Annotated in this window: 19 protein-coding genes; 5 read left to right on the forward strand and 14 right to left on the reverse strand. The window is 68.7% G+C overall.

The window, feature by feature from the left end; all coding sequences use genetic code 11:
• Positions 1-7: 7 nt before the first annotated feature.
• From GQ56_RS0115105 to GQ56_RS0115125, 5 genes are all read right to left on the reverse strand, one after another.
• Positions 8-670 carry a site-2 protease family protein gene (locus GQ56_RS0115105; protein ID WP_031399446.1) on the reverse strand — a complete coding sequence of 221 codons (663 nt, stop codon included), beginning with the start codon at positions 668-670 and terminating at the stop codon, positions 8-10.
• Positions 671-719: 49 nt separating this feature from the next.
• Positions 720-1,352 (reverse strand): L-threonylcarbamoyladenylate synthase, encoded by a 633-nt coding sequence (locus tag GQ56_RS0115110; RefSeq protein ID WP_031399447.1) that lies wholly within the window; start codon positions 1,350-1,352, stop codon positions 720-722.
• Between the two features lie 72 nt (positions 1,353-1,424).
• Positions 1,425-2,255: a 3',5'-nucleoside bisphosphate phosphatase gene (locus GQ56_RS0115115; RefSeq protein WP_031399448.1), complete on the reverse strand. Its 831-nt coding sequence runs from the start codon at positions 2,253-2,255 to the stop codon at positions 1,425-1,427.
• A gap of 77 nt (positions 2,256-2,332) precedes the next feature.
• A complete protein-coding gene (locus tag GQ56_RS0115120; protein WP_031399449.1) occupies positions 2,333-3,223 on the reverse strand; it encodes an alpha/beta fold hydrolase in 891 nt (296 codons plus the stop codon).
• Between the two features lie 171 nt (positions 3,224-3,394).
• Positions 3,395-4,252, reverse strand: a complete 858-nt coding sequence (locus tag GQ56_RS0115125; protein ID WP_031399450.1) for a ferritin-like domain-containing protein — start codon at positions 4,250-4,252, stop codon at positions 3,395-3,397.
• A 145-nt stretch (positions 4,253-4,397) separates the two neighbouring features.
• Here GQ56_RS0115125 and GQ56_RS0115130 point away from each other — a divergent pair, with 145 nt between their 5' ends.
• From GQ56_RS0115130 to GQ56_RS0115140, 3 genes are all read left to right on the forward strand, one after another.
• Entirely contained in the window at positions 4,398-4,922 is a 525-nt protein-coding gene (locus GQ56_RS0115130) for a gamma carbonic anhydrase family protein (protein WP_031399451.1), read from the forward strand.
• Between the two features lie 25 nt (positions 4,923-4,947).
• Positions 4,948-5,922, forward strand: a complete 975-nt coding sequence (gene hslO / locus GQ56_RS0115135; protein ID WP_031399452.1) for an Hsp33 family molecular chaperone HslO — start codon at positions 4,948-4,950, stop codon at positions 5,920-5,922.
• 129 nt (positions 5,923-6,051) lie between these two features.
• Positions 6,052-6,402 carry a hypothetical protein gene (locus GQ56_RS0115140; protein ID WP_031399453.1) on the forward strand — a complete coding sequence of 117 codons (351 nt, stop codon included), beginning with the start codon at positions 6,052-6,054 and terminating at the stop codon, positions 6,400-6,402.
• An 89-nt stretch (positions 6,403-6,491) separates the two neighbouring features.
• Here GQ56_RS0115140 and ftsB read toward each other — a convergent pair whose 3' ends face one another.
• The 9 genes from ftsB to GQ56_RS0115185 all read right to left on the reverse strand — a co-directional run bounded on the left by ftsB (position 6,492) and on the right by GQ56_RS0115185 (position 17,394).
• Positions 6,492-6,917, reverse strand: a complete 426-nt coding sequence (gene ftsB / locus GQ56_RS0115145; RefSeq protein ID WP_031399454.1) for a cell division protein FtsB — start codon at positions 6,915-6,917, stop codon at positions 6,492-6,494.
• A gap of 81 nt (positions 6,918-6,998) precedes the next feature.
• The gene (gene eno / locus GQ56_RS0115150) at positions 6,999-8,282 is read right to left on the reverse strand and encodes a phosphopyruvate hydratase (RefSeq protein ID WP_011352544.1); all 1,284 of its coding nucleotides are present in this window, start codon (positions 8,280-8,282) and stop codon (positions 6,999-7,001) included.
• 106 nt (positions 8,283-8,388) lie between these two features.
• Positions 8,389-9,243, reverse strand: a complete 855-nt coding sequence (kdsA, locus tag GQ56_RS0115155) for a 3-deoxy-8-phosphooctulonate synthase (protein WP_031399455.1) — start codon at positions 9,241-9,243, stop codon at positions 8,389-8,391.
• On the reverse strand, positions 9,240-10,898 hold the full coding sequence (locus GQ56_RS0115160; RefSeq protein WP_031399456.1) for a CTP synthase: 1,659 nt from the start codon (positions 10,896-10,898) through the stop codon (positions 9,240-9,242). Before GQ56_RS0115160 ends, kdsA begins: the two co-directional genes overlap by 4 nt.
• A 158-nt stretch (positions 10,899-11,056) precedes the next feature.
• Positions 11,057-11,902: an alpha/beta fold hydrolase gene (locus GQ56_RS0115165; protein WP_031399457.1), complete on the reverse strand. Its 846-nt coding sequence runs from the start codon at positions 11,900-11,902 to the stop codon at positions 11,057-11,059.
• 90 nt (positions 11,903-11,992) lie between these two features.
• On the reverse strand, positions 11,993-14,479 hold the full coding sequence (locus tag GQ56_RS0115170) for a DNA internalization-related competence protein ComEC/Rec2 (RefSeq protein ID WP_031399458.1): 2,487 nt from the start codon (positions 14,477-14,479) through the stop codon (positions 11,993-11,995).
• Between the two features lie 57 nt (positions 14,480-14,536).
• Positions 14,537-15,325, reverse strand: a complete 789-nt coding sequence (locus GQ56_RS0115175) for a TatD family hydrolase (RefSeq protein WP_031399459.1) — start codon at positions 15,323-15,325, stop codon at positions 14,537-14,539.
• A 64-nt stretch (positions 15,326-15,389) separates the two neighbouring features.
• On the reverse strand, positions 15,390-16,148 hold the full coding sequence (gene lolD, locus GQ56_RS0115180) for a lipoprotein-releasing ABC transporter ATP-binding protein LolD (RefSeq protein ID WP_031399460.1): 759 nt from the start codon (positions 16,146-16,148) through the stop codon (positions 15,390-15,392).
• Entirely contained in the window at positions 16,141-17,394 is a 1,254-nt protein-coding gene (locus GQ56_RS0115185) for a lipoprotein-releasing ABC transporter permease subunit (protein WP_031399461.1), read from the reverse strand. Before GQ56_RS0115185 ends, lolD begins: the two co-directional genes overlap by 8 nt.
• 150 nt (positions 17,395-17,544) lie before the next feature.
• Between GQ56_RS0115185 and GQ56_RS0115190 the strand changes: the two genes are divergently transcribed.
• Together GQ56_RS0115190 and recJ are read left to right on the forward strand one after the other, a co-directional pair.
• Positions 17,545-18,621 (forward strand): hypothetical protein, encoded by a 1,077-nt coding sequence (locus GQ56_RS0115190; RefSeq protein WP_043301413.1) that lies wholly within the window; start codon positions 17,545-17,547, stop codon positions 18,619-18,621.
• A 14-nt stretch (positions 18,622-18,635) separates the two neighbouring features.
• Complete coding sequence (gene recJ / locus GQ56_RS0115195; protein WP_031399463.1) at positions 18,636-20,333, forward strand: single-stranded-DNA-specific exonuclease RecJ; 1,698 nt, start codon at positions 18,636-18,638, stop codon at positions 20,331-20,333.
• Positions 20,334-20,398: the final 65 nt, after the last annotated feature.

Genomic DNA, 20,398 nt, shown 5'->3' on the forward strand with positions numbered 1-20,398 from the left:
ATTGTCGTTAGAAAAGCGAGGCGAATGGGGACAGGATGGCGCTCAGGACGGTATAGCCGACGTTGACGAGCGGGCGCAGCCAGAAATTCGTCAGCACGCCCGTCGCGACCAGCGCGAGGACGATGATGAAACCGTACGGCTCGATGCGCGACAGCGCGATCGATTGCTTCGGCGGCAGCAGCGCCGCCAGGATGCGGCCGCCGTCGAGCGGCGGCAGCGGAAACAGGTTCAGCACGCCGAGCACGAGGTTCGCGCTGACGCCGGCAAGCGCCATCCGGGTAAAGAACGGCTCGTCGATGCCGAGCGCGGGCAGCACGAGGCTCACCAGCCCCCAGATCAGCGCCTGCACGAAATTGCAGGCCGGGCCCGCGAGCGATACCCACAGGCTGCCCCAGCGCGGATTGCGCAGGTTGCCAAACGAAACCGGCACCGGTTTCGCATAGCCGAACAGGAACGCGCCGCCCGTCAGGAAATACATCACGAGCGGGATCGCGATCGTGCCGAGCGGATCGATGTGGCGCATCGGATTGAACGACACGCGCCCCATCATGTAGGCGGTGTTGTCGCCGAGCAGGCGGGCGGCGTAGCCGTGCGCGGCCTCGTGCAGCGTGATCGCGAAAATCACGGGTAGCGCGTAGACGGCAATGGTCTGTATCAGGGAAGCATCCATATCGCGTTATTGTAACAAGCGCACTCGCGCAAAAATTGGAACGGCCCGCTTACGCGGTCGACAGGCCGAACGGTTCGAGCGCGCCGCGCCCCGCGCGTACGAGTTCGGGCGCGTCGCCGGTCAGGTCGATCACCGTAGACGGCTCGCGCGGGCATGCCCCGCCGTCGATCACCAGGTCGACCACCTTCTCGAGCCGCGTGCGGATTTCCTCGGGATCGTTGAGCGGCTCGTCGTCCGGCGGCAGGATCAGCGTCGTGCCGAGCAGCGGCTGGCCGAGCGACTCCAGCAGCGCGAGCGTGATCGCGTGATCGGGCACGCGCAGCCCGATCGTCTTGCGCGACGGGTGCGACAGCCGGCGCGGCACTTCCTTGGTCGCCTGCAGGATGAAGACGTACGGGCCCGGCGTCACCGACTTGATCTGCCGGTACTGGCGGTTGTCGACCATCGCGAAGTTGGCGAGCTCCGACAGGTCGCGCACGAGCAGCGACAGGTGCTGTTTCTCGTCCAGGCCGCGAATCCGGCGCACCCGCTCGACCGCGTCCTTGTCGTCGAGATGGCATGCGAGCGCATAGCTCGAATCGGTCGGCATCGCGATCACGCCGCCCTTGCTGACGATCTCCACGGCCTGCTTGATCAGGCGCGGCTGCGGATTATCCGGATGAATCCTGAAGAACTGGGACATGGGGTACGTAAAGGGGGGAGAAATCGGATGCGAACGCCCGCGGCAACGCGGGCAGCGGGCCGCCGCCCGGCGTCAGAGCCAGCGCTCCCAGACCGGGGTCAGGTCGGAAGGCAACGGCGGCAGGCTGCCGAGATCGACGCGGCCCTCGCCCGGCGCATGGAAATCGGAGCCGCGCGACGCCTCGAAGCCGAAGCGGCGCGCGACGTCCGCGTATTCGCGGTATTGATCGGGCGTGTGGCTGCCCGTGACGACCTCGATCGCGCGGCCGCCCAGATCGATGAACTCTCCGAAAAATGCGTCGAATTCGACGGGCGTATAGCGGTAGCGGCCCGGATGCGCGACCACGGCCTCGCCGCCGGCCGCCCGTATCCACGCAACCGCGTCGGGCAGCGTCGCCCAGCGATGCGGGACGAACCCGGGCTTGCCGTCGCCGAGCAGGCGGTCGAACACGTCGGACGTCGACTCGGCATGGCCGTTCTCGACCAGAAAGCGCGCGAAATGCGTCCGCGAGATCAGGTCGGGATTCGACACATATTTCAGCGCGCCTTCGTACGCGCCGGGAATGCCGAGCGTGGCGAGCTGCGCGCCGATCGCCAGCGCGCGCGCCGCACGGCCATGGCGCGTGCGGTACAGGCCGTCGACGAGCGCGGGGTTCGCGGGATCGACGTTCAGGCCGACGATATGCACGGTGCGCGACGCCCACGTGACGGAAATCTCGACGCCGCTCACGTAGCGCATGCCGAGCGCCTCGGCCTCGCTGCGCGCCGCCGCCTGGCCGCCGATTTCGTCGTGGTCGGTCAGCGCCCACAGGGTCACGCCGCCGGCATGAGCGCGGCGCGCGACGTCGGCAGGCGACAGCAACCCGTCGGAAACATTCGAATGGCAGTGGAGATCAGCGTTCATTGTCGGCATGGCAGGTAAGGCTTCATTCTACTGCAACGCGGCAACGCGCCGCCCGCCCTGCCGCCGCCGCCACGCATCTACGCGCAGAACGCCTCGATCAGCGCCGCGATCTGTTCGGGCTGGTCGTGATGCACCATGTGGCCGGCATCCTCGACGAGTTTCTCGCGCCAGTCGGGGAACGCGCCGAAACGCGCCTTGAATTCCGGCAGCGGAATATCGCCGGCGATGTGCGCGAGCGTGGGCGAATTGACCGCCTCGACGTGCAGCACCTTCGCGCGCACCTGGGACCAGGTCGCCATCACTTCGTCGAGGCGATAAAGCAACGGGCCGGGCATCTTGTGCGCCGGGTCGGCCAGCAGGTGGTAAAGGCCGTCGTCGCCGCGCTTCGACCAATGCTCGGCGAGGAACGCGGCGCGACGCGGATCGAGCCGCGGATTGGTCCGGGTCAGGCGCGCCGCCACTTCGTCGAGCGATGCGTAAGGACGCAGCGCGGGCGGCTCGCGCAACTCGTCCAGCCAGCCGCGCAACCGGCGCGGCGCCTGTTCGGCCCGCGCGGGCGCGAGCCCGAAACCTTCGAGATCGACCACGCGCCGCACCCGCTCCGGTCGCGCGCCGGCATACAGGCATGCGACGTTCGCCCCCATGCTGTGCCCGACCAGATTGACTTCGCCGGTCGGCGCATAATGGTCGACGAGCGCATCGAGATCGCTGAGGTATTCGTGGAACCAGTAGTGGCCGCCGCCCTGCCGTGCGACCGGCCAGTCGGACAGCCCAAAGCCACGCGCATCGGGCGCGATCACCTGCCAGTCGCCCGCGAGCGCATCGACGACGAACTGGAACGACGCGGCGACGTCCATCCAGCCATGCAGCATGAACAGCGTCGGCGCATCGGGGCGGCCCCAGCGCCGGACATGCAGCTGGACGCCGCGCACCGTGACGAAATCGGAAACAGAACTCGAGGCACTCATTGCAGTCGCCAAAAAAAGAATGATCGTTCGATTATAGCGACGACGCCGTCGCTCCGGCGGCCGGCAGTCGAGGCGCCGCTCTAGCGGCCAGCCCGGGCGCGGGCCCTCCGGGAAGCGCCGTCTGCCGAAAACGGGCTCGCCGACACATGGCACCGCCCGGGCATGGGCCGGCTACCGCGCCGTACCCTCGTCCGCCCTGTCCTGCGCAGCCAGCTCGTCGAGTTCGGCCTGCTCGAATCCCGCATCGCGACGCGCATCGAAATTGAACGGGCCGCGCAGCCGCGGCGCATGGTATTGCTCGGCGAGCTGCCGATAGGTCGGCACGGGATCGCGGCCGGCCGCGTCGCACAGATGCCGGAACCAGCGGTTGCCGATCGCGACATGGCCGATTTCGTCGCGCAGGATCACGTCGAGAATCGCGGCCGATGCATCGTCGCCCGCCTGCAGGAGGCGCGCGCGGATCGGCGGCGACGCATCGAGCCCGCGGGCCTCGAGCGTGCGCGGCACGAGTGCCATCCGGGCGAGCACATCGTCCTTGGTCCGCTCGCACATCTCCCACAGCCCGTTGTGCGCCGGAAAGTCGCCGTACGCATGCCCGAAGGCCGCGAGCCGCTCGGACAGTAGCGTGAAGTGATAGGCCTCCTCCGCGGCGACCTTCAACCAGTCGGCATAGAACGCGTCCGGCAGGCCCGTGAAGCGCCAGACCGCGTCGAGCGCGAGGTTGATCGCATTGAACTCGATATGGGCGAGCGCGTGCAGCAGCACGGCGCGCCCTGCCGGCGAACGCATGCTGCGCCGCTCGAGCTGGCGCGGCTCGACGAGCGGCGGGCGGGCCGGACGCCCGGGCAGGTCGGCCGGCTCGGACAGCTCGAGCGACGGCGCGATCGCGGCCTGTCCGGCCAGCAGCGCGTCGTACAGCGCACGCACCTGCACGGCCTTGGCCACGGGTTCGGCGGAACGCAGCGCGTCGAGCGCCACGCGGCGCACGCAGGCCGGCGCGCGGCCGGAAATAGAAGACGCCAGACTCATGAGCGGGACACCCTGCGTACGCGGCGCGGGAGCGCACGCACGCGACGGTTTACAATAAGCGTTTGTTCCGCGGCGCCGCAATGCGCCGGGCAAACCGGACGCGCCATTCTACCGGCGCCCATCATCGAAGAGACAAGGAGACTCCGTGACGATCTACAAGCTGGGCGATACGGCCCCGACGATCCACGAAAGCGTATTCGTCGCCGATACGGCGGCCATCATCGGCAAGGTCGTGCTCGAGGAGAACGCGAGCGTCTGGTTCGGCGCGACGATTCGCGGCGATAACGAGACGATCTCGGTCGGCGCCGGCAGCAACGTCCAGGAAGGCGCGGTACTGCACACGGACCCCGGTTTTCCGCTGACGATTGCCGGGAACGTGACGATCGGGCACCAGGCGATGCTGCATGGCTGCACGATCGGCGAAGGTTCGCTGATCGGGATTCAGGCGGTGGTCTTGAATGGAGCGGTCATCGGCCGCAACTGTCTGGTTGGCGCCGGCGCGGTCGTGACGGAAGGCAAGACGTTCCCGGACAACTCGCTGATTCTCGGCGCACCGGCGAAGGTCGTGCGCGAGCTGTCGGCCGACGACATCGCGCGGCTGCGCACGAACGCAAAGACGTATGTCGAGCGGCGCGCGCATTTCAAGGAGCAACTCGTGCGGATCGGGTGATTCGCGCGGATTTCAAGGAAGAAGAGTGAGCGACCAGTTACAGAAATTCATGTTCAATGCGGCGCCCGTGCGCGGCGAGATCGTTTCGCTGCGCAACACGTGGCAGGAAGTGCTCACCCGGCGCGACTACCCGGCCCCCGTGCGCACCGTGCTCGGCGAGATGATGGCCGCGTGCGCGCTGCTGTCCGCGAACCTGAAATTCCACGGCACCCTGATCATGCAGATCTTCGGCGACGGGCCGGTCCAGATGCTGGTCGTCCAGTGCAGTTCGGACCTGTCGATGCGTGCCACCGCGAAGTTCTCGGGCGAAGTGGCGCCGACGACCGGCGACGACCAGGAGAAGTCGCCGTGGGACGACACGGACTTCGCGTCGCTCGTCAACGCGAGCGGCCACGGCCGTTGCGTGATCACGCTCGACCCGGCCGACAAGCTGCCGGGCCAGCAGCCGTACCAGGGCATCGTGCCGCTGAACGGCGTCGACGGCCCGCTCGAATCGGTGTCGCAGGTGCTCGAGCACTACATGCACCATTCGGAGCAGCTCGACACGCGCCTGTGGCTCGCCGCCGATCGCGACCGCGCGGTCGGCATGCTGCTGCAGAAGCTGCCGGGCGACGGCGGCATCGTGCCGCGCCATGCCGAAACCGATGCCGATACGTGGGAGCGCGTCTGCACGCTCGGCGGCACGCTGTCCGCGCAGGAACTGCTCGAGGTCGAACCGGAAGTCGTGTTCCGCCGGCTGTTCTGGCAGGAGAACGTGCAGCACTTCGAGCCGGCCGACACGCGCTTCCAGTGCTCGTGCTCGCGTGAGAAGGTCGGCGCGATGCTGCGCATGCTGGGCCGCGAAGAAGTCGACAGCGTGATCGTCGAGCGCGGTCACGTCGAGATTCATTGCGAGTTCTGCAACCAGCGCTACGAATTCGATCCGGTCGACGTTGCACAGCTGTTCGCGGCGCCCGGCGTCGAAACCGGCATCGCGCCGGCAACCGACCAGCGTCACTGAGCCGCGCGCCCGCTGCCCGCCATCCGGGTACGGGCGCATAATGACGCACGAGCGCCGCACGCACGGCGCCGGAGGCCCGGCCTTCGGCGCCGGCCGCTTCCCGCGATCGGCGCACTGCTGGAGATCCTCATGAATCGCCCGTTTCGCACCCTCGTCCTGACGAGCATCGCCGCCGGCACGCTCGCGCTGGCCGGCTGCGCGGTACCGCCGCCGACGTCCACGATCCTGAGCCGCCTGCCCGAACCGGGCGCATCGGGCAACCAGCCGCCCACGCTGTCGAGCGCCGAACGCAAGCGCTACGACGAGATCGACCAGCAGGTCCTGCGCGAACAGAACAGCGCGATCGCAGCCGAGGCGGCCGCGCGCGCGTGGGCCAGCTACTCGCCTCCGCCCGTGGCGGTGTACGGCGGGTATTACGGCGGATGGGGCAATCGCTGGGGAACCGGGATCAGCTACGGCTATCCGGGCTGGTGGTGGTGAGCGGACATCGCCTGATCGATTGATAACCGGCAGGAAATAAAAAAGCGCGGCATTTCCTGCGCTTTTTCAATGGATTCGACGTATCGCGATCAGTGATGCGCCGTCTTGCCCTTGTCGCCGCCATGATGCCGCGACGGCTTCGCGATCGATTGCGGATTCGGCACGACACGCACCGGCGCCGCAGATACGGCGCCGCGCGTCGACGTGTTCGACGGCGTGTTGTTCAGCGGCGCGGCCGGCGCATTCGGCGACACGAACTGCACGAATACTTCGCCGTCCTTCACCATGCCCATCTCGTAGCGCGCACGCTCCTCGATAGCCGCGGTGCCGCTCTGCAGATCCTGCACTTCGCCGGCGGTGCGCTCGTTGCGCAGCTTCTCGTCCGCATTCTTCTGAAGCTGATCGTCGAGCTGCTGACGCAATTCATGCACCCGCAGCCAGCCGCCGTGTCCCCACCATAGGGGGTACTGAATGAGCGCCAGCAAGGCAATCAGGACGACAGTGACAAGCCGCATGTAAGAAACGCAGATATAAGAAGCGCCGCTCCACGCACGGGCGCAGAGCGGCGTCGATATGACGAACCCGATAGTAGCGCGTTAGCGCAGGTTATAGAAAGCCGATTTACCCGGGTAGCTTGCGATGTCGCCGAGATCTTCCTCGATGCGCAGCAGCTGGTTGTACTTCGAGATGCGGTCGCTGCGCGACAGCGAACCCGTCTTGATCTGGCCGGCATTCAGGCCGACCGCGATGTCCGCGATCGTCGAATCTTCCGTTTCGCCCGAGCGGTGCGAGATCACGGCCGTGTAGCCCGCGCGCTTCGCCATTTCGATCGCCGCGAACGTTTCGGTCAGCGTACCGATCTGGTTGATCTTGATGAGGATCGAGTTCGCGATGCCCTTCTCGATGCCTTCCTTCAGGATGCGCGTGTTCGTGACGAACAGGTCGTCGCCGACCAGCTGCACCTTCTTGCCGAGGCGGTCGGTCAGCAGCTTCCAGCCTTCCCAGTCGCTCTCGTGCATGCCGTCCTCGATCGACACGATCGGGAACTTGTCGGCGAGCGTCGCGAGGTAGTCGGTGAATTCGGCCGACGACAGTTGCAGGCCTTCGCCCGCGAGCTGGTACTTGCCGTCGTGGTAGAACTCGGATGCCGCGCAGTCGAGCGCGAGCAGCACGTCTTCGCCCGCACGGTAGCCTGCCTTCTCGATGGCTTGCAGGATCGTCGACAGGCACTCGTCGTTGCTGCCGAAGTTCGGCGCGAAGCCGCCTTCGTCACCGACTGCCGTGCTCATGCCGCGGTCGCTCAGGATCTTCTTCAGTGCGTGGAACACTTCCGCGCCGCAACGCAGGGCTTCACGGAACGTCGGCTGGCTGACCGGGACGATCATGAATTCCTGGATGTCCAGGCTGTTGTTCGCGTGTGCGCCGCCGTTGACGATGTTCATCATCGGCACCGGCAGTTGCATCGCGCCCGAACCGCCGAAGTAGCGGTACAGCGGCAGGCCGGCCTCTTCGGCGGCAGCCTTCGCGACGGCCATCGACACGGCCAGCATCGCGTTCGCGCCGAGGCGCGACTTGTTGTCGGTGCCGTCCAGCTCGAGCAGCGTCTTGTCGAGGAACGCCTGTTCCGACGCGTCGAGGCCCATGATGGCTTCGGAGATCTCGGTGTTGATGTGTTCGACTGCCTTCAGCACGCCCTTGCCGTTGTAGCGGCCGGCTTCGCCGTCGCGCAGCTCGATCGCTTCACGCGAACCGGTGGACGCGCCCGACGGTACCGCCGCGCGGCCCATCGTGCCCGATTCGAGCAGCACGTCGCATTCGACGGTGGGGTTGCCGCGCGAATCCAGAATCTCGCGGCCGATGATATCTACGATTGCACTCATGGGTTTCCTCTGAGAATGACGATGGATTCTTCAAACTGCGACGGCGCGCGCGCCCGAACCGCTTTCGCTACTGACGCGCGAAGCCGTCGCAAGGTTCATTCGATCTTTAATTGAAATCGTTTTCCAGGAACGGATTGCGCTTCACCGCCTGGTCGAGCGTGACGAGTGTCTCCAGCAGCGCGCCCATCCGGTTCAGCGGCACCGCGTTCGGGCCGTCCGACTTGGCCTCGGCCGGATTCGGGTGCGTTTCCATGAACAGGCCCGCGACGCCCGTCGCGACCGCCGCCCGCGCCAGCACCGGCACGAATTCGCGCTGGCCGCCCGAGCTCGTGCCCTGCCCGCCCGGCAACTGCACCGAGTGGGTCGCATCGAACACGACCGGCGCGTTCGTCTCGCGCATGATCGCAAGCGAGCGCATGTCGGACACGAGGTTGTTGTAGCCGAACGAGACGCCGCGCTCGCATGCCATGAAGCGGTCGTCGGACAGGCCCGCTTCACGTGCCGCGTCGCGCGCCTTGTCGATCACGTTCTTCATGTCGTGCGGCGCGAGGAACTGGCCCTTCTTGATGTTCACCGGCTTGCCCGAGCGAGCGCACGCGTGGATGAAATCGGTCTGGCGGCACAGGAACGCCGGCGTCTGCAGCACGTCGACGACCGACGCGACCTGCTCGATCTCCTCGATCGAATGCACGTCGGTCAGCACCGGCAGGCCGAGCTGGCGCTTCACTTCGGACAGGATCCGCAGACCCTCGTCCATTCCGAGGCCGCGAAACGACTTGCCCGAGCTGCGGTTCGCCTTGTCGTAGGACGACTTGTAGATGAACGGCACGTTCAGCTTCGCGCAGATCTCCTTCAGGCGGCCCGCCGTGTCGATCGTCATTTGCTCCGATTCGACGACGCAGGTACCCGCGATCAGGAAGAAAGGCTTGTCGAGACCGACCTCGAAATCGCACAGCTTCATGCTTGCACTCCGCGCGCTTGCTTGTTGGCCAGCGCGGCTTCGACGAACGACTTGAAGAGGGGGTGGCCGTCGCGCGGCGTCGACGTGAATTCCGGGTGGAACTGGACGCCGACGAACCACGGGTGCATCGAACGCGGCAGTTCCATCATTTCCGGCAGATCCTCGCTCGGGGTACGGGCGCTGATGATAAGGCCGCCGGCTTCGAGCTGGGGCACGAAGCGGTTATTGACTTCATAACGGTGGCGATGACGTTCGTTCACGTCCTTGCCATAGATTTCTTCCGCCATCGTGCCGGGCTTGATCGGGCAGCGCTGCGAGCCGAGGCGCATCGTGCCGCCGAGATCGGATTCCTCGGTGCGCGTCTCGACCTTGCCTTCGCGGTCGTGCCACTCGGTGATCAGCGCAACCACGCGCTCCGGCGTATCCGGATCGAATTCCGTGCTGTTTGCCTGCTTCATGCCGACGACGTCGCGCGCGAACTCGATCACCGCGAGCTGCATGCCGAGGCAGATGCCGAGATACGGCACCTTCGCCTCGCGTGCATAGCGGATCGCCGCGATCTTGCCTTCCGTGCCGCGACGGCCGAACCCGCCCGGCACCAGCACCGCGTCGAGGTGCTTCAGGCTGTCGACGCCGTCCGCCTCGATCTCTTCCGAGTCGATGTATTCGATGTTGACCTTGGTCGACGTGTGCAGCGATGCGTGGCGCAGCGCCTCGATCAGCGACTTGTACGACTCGGTCAGGTCGACGTACTTGCCGACCATGCCGATCGTCACTTCGTGCTTCGGGTTCTCGAGCTTCTCGACGAGCTCCGACCACATGGTCAGGTCGGCGTCCTTCGGCGACAGCTTCAGTTCCTCGCAGATGATGCGATCGAGGCCCTGGTCGTGCAGCATCTGCGGGATCTTGTAGATGCTGTCGGCGTCCCACACCGAGATCACGGCGTCTTCCGGCACGTTCGAGAACATCGAGATCTTCTTCGACTCGTCGTCCGGGATGCGGCGGTCCGCACGGCACAGCAGCACGTGCGGCAGGATGCCGATCTCGCGCAGCTTCTGCACGCTGTGCTGGGTCGGCTTCGTCTTCAGCTCGCCGGCCGTCGCGACGTACGGCACGAGCGTCAGGTGCACGAAGCACGCGCTGTTGCGGCCGAGGCGCAGGCTCATCTGGCGTGCGGCCTCGAGGAACGGCAGCGATTCGATGTCGCCGACCGTGCCGCCGATCTCGACGATCGCGACATCTGGCTCGCCGCAGGTGGCCGACGCGGCCCCGCGCTCGATGAACGCCTGGATTTCGTTCGTGATGTGCGGAATGACCTGCACCGTCTTGCCGAGATAGTCGCCGCGGCGTTCCTTGCGGATCACCGATTCGTAGATCTGGCCGGTCGTGAAGTTGTTGGCCTTGCGCATCTTCGTGCTGATGAAGCGCTCATAGTGGCCGAGGTCGAGGTCGGTCTCCGCTCCGTCTTCCGTCACGAACACTTCGCCGTGCTGGAACGGGCTCATCGTGCCGGGGTCGACGTTGATGTAGGGATCGAGTTTGAGGAGGGTGACTTTCAGACCGCGCGATTCGAGGATCGCGGCGAGGGAAGCGGCGGCAATACCCTTGCCAAGGGAAGAAACTACGCCGCCGGTGACGAAAACATATTTGGTCATCGCTGGATGCTCGCGGGAAAAACGGATTATACCGTAAAGCCCGCCCTTCTCTCAGCAATTGACTCGATGATCGCGCCCTTTCCCACCGGCTCGCGCCGGCGCGGCATGGCGCCGCGAGGCCGCCGGCCGGTCGGCGCAACCGGGTGCCGGACCGCGCGTCACGCGCGCTTCGCGAGCGGGGCGCCGCCCTGCGACACGTCGCCCTCCGCCGCCTTCAGCGAATTCAGCATCCGCTGCAGCGCGCGGGCGGTCTCGAGCGGCCGCTCCATCGGAAACAGGTGACTGCCCTCCAGCCATTCGACGCGGCCACGCGCCGCGCGGCGGGTCGCATCGAGCCCGACCTGGCGCACCTCGCGCGAACGCGTGCCGGCAAGAAAGCCGAGCGGCACCGGTGCGCCGTGCGCGAGCCGCGGGCCGAGCGTGTGCGGCAGCGTCCGGTAGATCAGGTATTCGACCTGACGGTCGAACGCGAGCGCCCGCTCGCCGTCGGCGCCGGCCTGCGGGATCCCGTAGTCGATGTAGTCGGCCAGCATGCGTTCGTCCCAGCGCGCGAACGCGGGTTTCTCGCGGAAGTGTCGCCAGACCTCGTCGCGGCTCACCCAGCGCGTGCGCCGGTTGCGCGTTGCTGCGGCCGGCGACAGCCGCTCGTCGAGCCCCGCCCACTGGCTCGCGCGCAATGCGCCCGCGCGCCAGCCCGCAATGATCGGCGAATCGATCATCACGACGCCGCGCACCCATTGCGGCTTCTTCAACGCAGCCATCAGCGACAGGTAGCCGCCGAGCGAATGGCCGACGAGCCAGACCGGACGCTCGTAGCGGCTGCCGATGTCGTCGAGCAGTTGCTCGACGAGATGCGGCCAGTCGCGCGTCACCGGGTAGCGGCGGTCGTGGCCGATCCGTTCGATGTAGCGCAGCTCGTAATCGTCGGCCAGTTCGGCGAAGATCGTCCGGTACGTCGACGCCGGAAAGCCGTTCGCATGCGAGAAGTGGAGGATGTCCTTCAAACGCCGATGTCTCCTTTTTCTGCCGGGCCCTTGCCGCGGCGTCGTGCCGGTCCCGGGCATGTCTTCCTGATACGCCGGCCCTTGCCGCGATCATCGATCCATCCAGTACCGTCGCCGGGCGTCACGATGGCGCTCGAAGGCGAACCCGCCGCCGTCCGGCGCGACGTCGAACCGCACGGCGCCGTCGCGATCGGTGCGCGGGAGCGGAATCCCGCGCACCTCGTAGCGTGCGAGGACCGTCCAGTGCGGATGTCCGAAACGATTGCGATAGCCTACAGGAAATACCGCGACGCGCGGCCCGACCGAATCGAGGAAAGGCTCGACCGACGACGTGCGGCTGCCGTGATGCGGAACGACCAGGATCTGCGCGGCCAGCGCGTCGCGCGCCGCGTGCACGAGCTGGCGCTCGGCGCGCGCCTCGATATCGCCCGTCAGCAGCGCGGACGTGCCGCCCGCGTCGATGCGCAGCACGCACGACTGCCCGTTCGACGCGCCAATGCCCGGGCCGCCGGGCGGCCACAGCATCGTGAAGACGACGCCGTCCCAGGTCCAGCGCTGCCCGGCCGCGCACGGCAGCCGGTCGGCGACGCCGGCGGCCGCCGCATCGCGCCACAGGCGGCTGTCCCGCGCAATACCGGCCAGCAGCTGGCGCACGTCGACCGCCGCGTAGACGGCCGCCGCACCGCCGGCGTGATCGGCGTCCGCGTGACTGAGCACGAGCGAATCGAGCGCCGCGATGCCGCGCGAGCGCAGCGCCGGCGCGACGATCCGCGCGCCGGCGTGAGTCGACTCCGCGCCCGGCCCGGCATCGAACAGCAAGGCCCGGCGTGCGGTCTCCACCAGCACCGACGCCCCCTGCCCGACGTCGAGCACGGTCAGCCGGAAACCGCCCGGCGGCGGCGTATCGGCGGCCGGCGCGACGAGCGGCAGCCACGTGAGCGGCGCCGCCCAGCGCAACGGCCAGCCGCGCGGCATCAGCGCCCATGCGACACCCATGCACGCAAGCACCACCACCGGCCAGTCGGGCATGCGCAGCCGGAACACGCCGGCCGGCCAGTCGGCGAGATAGCCGAGCAGCGCCATCATCGGTTCGAGCGCCGCATGCGCGAGCCGGAACGCATGCGCATCGAGCGGCGCGGGCAGCGCGATGCCGGCCAGTACGACCGGCGTCACGACCGCGCTCACCCACGGAATCGCAAACGCATTGCCGAACGGGCCCGACAGCGAAACCTGCGCGAACCAGGCCGCCGTCAACGGTGCGAGGCCGATCGTCACCGCGTACTGCACGCGCGAGGCCTCGGCGATCCGGCGTGCGGCACGCGCGCCCCATGCGCGCCAGCGGCCCGGACGGGTCGCGACGCCGCTTTCCCCGTCGCCCTGCCCGCCTTCCGCGTCGGCCTCGCGCGCCGCATGCCAGCCGGCAGCGGCCAGCAGGATCACGGCGACCGCCCCGAACGACAGCCAGAACCCTGCCGACAGCACGGCCCACGGATCGGCGAGCAGCACGCCGCCGAGTGCCGCGCACAGCACCGCGGACGTCGGCACGCTGCGCCCGGCCAGATAGGCGATGCCGCCGGCCGCGATCATCCACCAGGCGCGCTGCGCCGGCACGTTGAAGCCGGCAAGCGCGGCATAGCCGGCCGCGGCCGCCAGTGCGGCAAGCGACGCGGCATACGGCGCCGGGAACACAAGCGCCGCGGCACGCCCGCGCCAGCGCAGGCGGCGCCAGATCATCGACGCGAGCCCGCCCGCGATCGCGCCGACGAGTCCGACATGCAGGCCCGAGATCGCAACCAGATGGCTCGTGCCCGTATTGCGCAGCACGCGCCAGTCGTCGCCGCCGATGCCCGACTGATCGCCGATCGCGAGTGCGGAGACGATGCCGCGATGGTCGGCGTCGCTACCGAGGGCTTCGTCGATGCGGGCCCGCAGCGCGTCGCGCAGCCGATCGATCGTCGCCCGCCACCCCGATGCACGCGCATCGAGCAATGCCGACCGCCCGGGTGCGACGACATAGCCGATCGCGCGAATGCCCGCGGAGAGCCATGCCGCTTCGCTGTCGCGCACGCCGGGATTGGCCTCGGCGTGCGGGCGCTTCAGGCGCACGACGAAACGCCAGCGCTGCGCGGCGCGCAGATCGGGCAGCGCATCGCGGGACGCGGCGCCATACGTGCGCCACGACAGCCGGATCAACGGCGGAAAGCGGGCCAGCCCGGCATCGTTCGACTCGACCGCGAACAGCAGCCGCACGCCCGTCCCGTCGACGGCCGGCAGCCCCCGGACCACGCCGGTGACGACGATGTCACGCCCTTCCCATTGCGCAGGCAGGCTGTCGCCCAGCCGCCATTCGGCGCGCACGGCCGCATAGCCGAATCCCGCGACGCAAGCCGCGAGCACACACGCCGTCCACCCGAGCGCGACGGTCGCACGCGTGCGCCGCCCCATGCACCACGCGCCCAGCACCGCGCAGCCCGCGAGCGCGGCCGCCCCGATCATCCATGCGCGCGCACCCGGCAACGCCGGCTGCCGCTGCAGCACGACCACGCCGAGCGCGAACGCGATCCACCACACGCGCATCGCGCCTCCTCGTCGACCGGGCGCCGCGACGACACAGGCGGCGCCTTCCGGCAACGATTATGCGGACGAAAGTGCGAGTCGCGGCAACGCGGCGAGCGCGTTGGCCGAAGTGCATAGGGACAGCGCGGGAGCGTCGAGCCCGCGCAGTTCGGCGAGCACGTCGCCGATGCGCGGCACCTGGTCGGGCGTGTTGCGGGATCGGTACGCCCATTCGGGCGCGATGTCGGGCGCATCCGTCTCGACGACGATCGCCTCGAGCGGCAGTTGCGCCGCGAGCCGGCGGATCTGCAACGCGCGCGTGAAGGTCACGTTGCCGCCGAAACCGAGGCGCAGTCCCTGCGCGAGATACGCGTCGGCCTGCTGGAAACTGCCGTTGAACGCATGCGCGATGCCGCTTCGCACGCCGAAGCGGCGCAGCCCGGCCAGCACGCGGTCCTGCGACTTGCGCACGTGGCACAGCACCGGCAGGTCGAATTCGCGCGCCAGCTTGAGCTGCCCCTGGTAAAAGAACTGCTGCCGCGCTTCGTCGAGCCCCGGTACGAAATAGTCGAGGCCGATCTCCCCGATCGCGACGAAGCGGGGATCGTCGAGGCTCGCCTCGATCTCCATGCGCAGCCGGTCGAGATCCTCGTCGCGCGCCCGCGGCGTATACATCGGATGGATGCCCAGCGCGTAGACCGCGCCCGGCGTGCGCTGCGCGAGCTCGCGCACCGTCGTGAAGTTGTCGCGCCCGACGCTCGGGATCACGATGCGCGACACGCCGGCCGCGCGCGCCGCATGCGCGACCGCGTCGCGGTCGGCGTCGAACTCGGCGGCGTCGAGATGGCAGTGCGTATCGATCCACATGGCGGCATTCCTGCGCCCCCGCGCGGCGCCGGGACGAACCCGGCGCCGCGCGAAGGACGTGCGTTCACACCGGCAGCGCCGGCTCCTCGTGCAGCACGCCGTCGCGCAGCCGCATGATGCGGTCGCAGCGCGCGGCAAGCTCGGGATCGTGCGTGACGATCACGAAGCTCGTTTCGAGCGTCTCGGACAGTTCGAGCATCAGGTTGAACACCGTATCGGCCGTGGTGCCGTCGAGGTTGCCGGTCGGCTCATCGGCGAGCACGCAGGCGGGCTTCGTGACCAGCGCGCGCGCGATCGCGACGCGTTGCCGCTCGCCGCCCGACAGCTCGCCCGGCCGGTGCTTCGCACGCGGCCCGAGACCGACGCGCTCGAGCATCGCCTGGGCCTGCTCGCGCGCATCCTCGGTCGTCATCCGGCGAATGCGCAGCGGCATCGCGACGTTGTCGAGCGCGGTGAACTCGGGCAGCAGGTGATGGAACTGGTAGACGAAACCGAGCGCGCGATTGCGCAATTCGTTGCGCTCGCGCTCGGCGAGTTGCGTAAACGGCTTGCCGAGCAGCGACACCTCGCCCGCGCTCGGCTCGTCGAGCCCGCCCAGCACGTGCAGCAGCGTGCTCTTGCCGGAGCCCGACGCGCCGACGACCGCGAGCTTCTCGCCGCGCCGCACCGTCAGCTCGGTATTGTCGAGCACCTGCACGTTGAAGCCGCCCTGCACGAACGCCTTCGTGATGCCGCGCGCCTGAAGCACGTAATCCTGCATACCTGCCGAATCCTGTCGATTGTGTTGTTTCGAATCCGCGAACGCGGTTGCGCGGTCATTCATAGCGGAGCGCCTCCGCGGGCTTCACCTTCGCGCCGCGCCAGCTCGGGTAGAGCGTCGCGACGGCCGACAGTGCGAACGCGATCAGCCCGATCCGGATCACGTCGCTCGCGACGAGTTCGGACGGCAGCTCGCTGATGAAATACACGGACGGCGGCAGGAACTGCACGCCGAACAGATGCTCGATCATCGGGATCAGCCACGGGATGCTCCATGCGATCAGGCAGCCGAGCGCGACGCCCGACGCCGTGCCGACGAAGCCGATCGTCACGCCCTGCACGACGAAGATCTTCATGATCGACCCCGGCTGCGCGCCGAGCGTGCGCAGGATCGCGATGTCGGCCTGCTTGTTGGTCACCGTCATCACGAGCGACGACACGAGATTGAACGCGGCCACCGCGATGATCAGCGTGAGGATGATGAACATCATCCGCTTCTCGATCTGCACGGCCGAGAACCAGGTCTTGTTCTGCTGGGTCCAGTCGCGAATGTACAGGCTGCCCGACAGCGTATGCGACAGTTCGACCGCGACCTGCGGCGCCTTCTGCATGTCCTTCAGCCGCAGCCGCACGCCGGTCGGCGCGGACATCCGGAACAACGCCTCGGCGTCGCGGATGTTGATCATCGCGAGCGTGCTGTCGTATTCGTAGTGGCCCGACTCGAACACGCCGACCACCGTGAACTGCTTCAGGCGCGGCATCATGCCGGCCGGCGTGATCGAGCCCTCCGGCGCGACCAGCGTGACCTTGTCGCCGACCGTCACGCCGAGGTTGCCGGCCAGCGCGTCGCCGAGCACGATGCCGAACTGTCCCGGCACGAGCGCGCCGAGCTGGCCGGCCTTCATGTCCTTGCCGATGTCGGACACCTCCGGTTCGAGCGTCGGTTCGACGCCGCGCAGCATCACGCCGCTCACCGCGTCCTGGCGCGTGAGCAGCGCCTGCGCGTCGACGTACGGCGCCGCGCCGATCACCGACGGATTGCGGCGCGCTTCCTGCGCGGTCAGCTGCCAGTCGGGCATCGAGCCCGTCGGCGAGAACACCTCGACGTGCGCGAGCACCGACAGCATGCGGTCGCGCACTTCCTTCTGGAAGCCGTTCATCACCGACAGCACGACGATCAGCGCCGCGACGCCGAGCGCGATCCCGAGCATCGACACGAGCGCGATGAATGAAATGAAGCCGTTGCCGGTCGTGCGTTTGCCGGCGCGCGTGTAGCGCCAGCCGATCTGCCATTCGTACGGAAGTTTCAAGCGAATCCTTTCTGCTGGTTACGGCGGGACGGCGCCCCGCGGCCGGAGCGCCGCCCGGCGGCGGCCACCGGCCCGGGCACGGTCGAAAAACGGCCGCCGGACGCGAACGGGCCGTCGGCCGGCCCGATCACGCGCGCAGTTTGCCATACAATGCGCACCATCATGCACGACCGACGCCTCCATTTTCTCGTTCCGTTCGCGCTGCCGTCGGCGGCCGATGCGGCCTCGTCCCTGCACACCCTGGACAGCCCCGCGCTCGAAAAGTTGCTCGCCCGCGCCAGCCTCGTCGAGCGCGTGGCCGGCGAGGACTTCCAGCGCACGCTGCCGCACGAGCGCTGGCTGGCCCGCCAGTTCGGCGCGACCCGGGGCAACGCCGCGGACGAGGCGCCGCTCGCGCCCTACATGCTGCTGGCGGACGGCGGCAGCCCCGGCACGCACGCGTGGGCGTGCGTCGAGCCCGTTCACGTCGAAATCGCGCACGACCACCTGGTGCTCGTCGATCCGGCCGCGCTCGCGCTCGACGACGGCGACGCCGCCGCGCTGCTCGCGGTCGCGCGGCCGCTGATCGAGGAACTCGGCGTGCGGCTCGAAGCGCCGAACCCGACACGCTGGTACCTGTCCAGCGACCAGCTCGCCCGCCTCGCCGGCGCCGCGCCGCTGCGCGCGAGCGGCCGCAACATCGAGATCTGGCTGCCGCACGAGGCACACACCGGCGAGCGCTCGCGGATGTGGATGAAGCTGCAGAACGAAGTGCAGATGGCATGGTTCCAGCATCCGGTCAACGAAGCGCGCGAAGCACGCGGCCTGCCGGCCGTCAATTCGATCTGGTTCCATGCGCAGGGCACGCTGAAGCCGGTCGGCAAGCCGTTCGCGCACGTGCTGTCCGCGTCGCCGGCGGCACTCGGCCTTGCACGCGCCGCGCAGGCCAACGCCGGCGCGCCGCCCGCGGCGTTCGGCGCGCTACCCGCCGCCGACGGCGCGACGCTCGTCGAACTCCCGGCGCTGACCGCCCCGTTCATCGGACAGGACTGGGCGCGCTGGCACGACGGGCTCGCCGCGCTCGAGCGCGACTGGTTCGCCCCGGCGCTTGCCGCGCTGCGCAACGGCGAGCTGGCGAGCGTCGGATTCACGCTCTGCGGCGACACGAGTTCCGTGACGCTGCACGCGACGCGCGGCGACCTGCGCAAATTCTGGCGCCGCCGCGCGCTCGCCTCCCTGTTCGAATAACAAGCAGACCCCGTATGACCCGGATCGTTACCCGCACCGTCGCCCCCGCCGACGCCGAAGTGCTCGCGCGTCACGGCCTGCACCCCGTCCTCGCGCGCCTGTACGCGTCGCGCGGCGTGCAGTCCCCCGCCGACATCGAGACCGCGCTCGCGCGCCTGGTTCCGCCCACCGAGCTGAAAGGCTGCGCCGACGCGGCGTCGCTGCTCGCCGACGCGATCGCCGACAAGCGGCGCCTGCTGGTCGTCGCCGACTACGACTGCGACGGCGCGACCGCCTGCGCGGTCGCAGTGCGCGGCCTGCGGATGTTCGGCGCGCGGATCGACTACCTGGTGCCGAACCGCTTCGAATACGGCTACGGCCTGACGCCCGAGATCGTCGAACTCGCGGCCGCGCGCAAGCCCGACCTGCTGATCACCGTCGACAACGGGATCGCGAGCGTCGCGGGCGTCGAAGCCGCGAACGCGCGCGGCATCGACGTGCTCGTGACCGACCACCACCTGCCCGGCGACGCGCTGCCCGCCGCCCGCGCGATCGTCAACCCGAACCAGCCCGGCTGCACGTTCCCGAGCAAGCACATCGCCGGCGTCGGCGTGATGTTCTACGTGCTGCTCGCGCTGCGCGCCGAGCTGCGCCGGCGCGGCGCGTTCGCGAGCAAGGAAGCGGAGCCGCGCCTCGACGGCCTGCTGGACCTCGTCGCGCTCGGCACGGTGGCCGACGTCGTGCGGCTCGACGGCAACAACCGCGTACTCGTCGCGCAGGGGCTGCAGCGCATCCGCAACGGCCGCATGCAGCCGGGCATCGCCGCGCTGTTCCGCGCCGCCGCGCGCGAGGCGCGCACCGCGTCGGGCTTCGATCTTGGCTTCGGCCTCGGCCCGCGCCTGAACGCCGCCGGGCGCCTGTCCGACATGTCGCTCGGCATCGAGTGCCTGATCACCGACGACATCGGCCGCGCGTGGGATCTCGCGCAGCAGCTCGACGTGATGAACCGCGAGCGCCGCGAGATCGAGGCCGGCATGCAGCAGCAGGCGCTCGCCGATCTCGCCGATATCGATCCGGCCGATGGGTGCACGATCACGCTGTTCAACCCCGAGTGGCACCAGGGCGTGATCGGCATCGTCGCGGGCCGGCTCAAGGAAAAATTCCACCGCCCGTCGTTCACGTTCGCGCACGCGGACGACGAAGGCAAGCGGGTCAAGGGGTCGGGCCGGTCGATCGCCGGTTTCCACCTGCGCGACGCGCTCGATCTCGTGTCGAAGCGCGAACCGGACCTGATCGTCGCCTTCGGCGGCCACGCGATGGCGGCCGGCCTCACGCTCGAGACCGAGAACGTGCCGCGCTTCGCGGCCGCGTTCGAGGCCGTCGCGCGCGAATGGCTGTCCGACGATGCGCTCGCCCGCGTGATCGAGACCGACGGCGAGCTCGAGGACGCGTATTTCACGCCGCAGTTCGTCGGGCTGCTCGACGAAGCCGTGTGGGGCCAGGGCTTTCCGGCCCCGCTTTTCTCGGGCGAATTCGACGTCGTGTCGCAGTCGCTCGTGAAGGAAAAGCACCTGAAGCTGCAGCTCGCACGCGGCCGCCAGCGCTTCAACGCGATCTGGTTCAATCACACGGAACCGCTGCCGGCAAGCGCGCTGATCGCTTACCGGCTCGTCGCCGACACCTGGAACGGCGTCACGCGCGTCCAGCTGATCGTCGAGCACGCGGCCGGCTGAGCGCGCGCCGCCCGGCCCGCCGCGCCCGTCTCGCGCATGCGCGCCGCGCCGGACGGGGCCGCGGC

Origin of the sequence: Burkholderia paludis (assembly GCF_000732615.1) — a bacterium.
Lineage (GTDB): Bacteria > Pseudomonadota > Gammaproteobacteria > Burkholderiales > Burkholderiaceae > Burkholderia > Burkholderia paludis.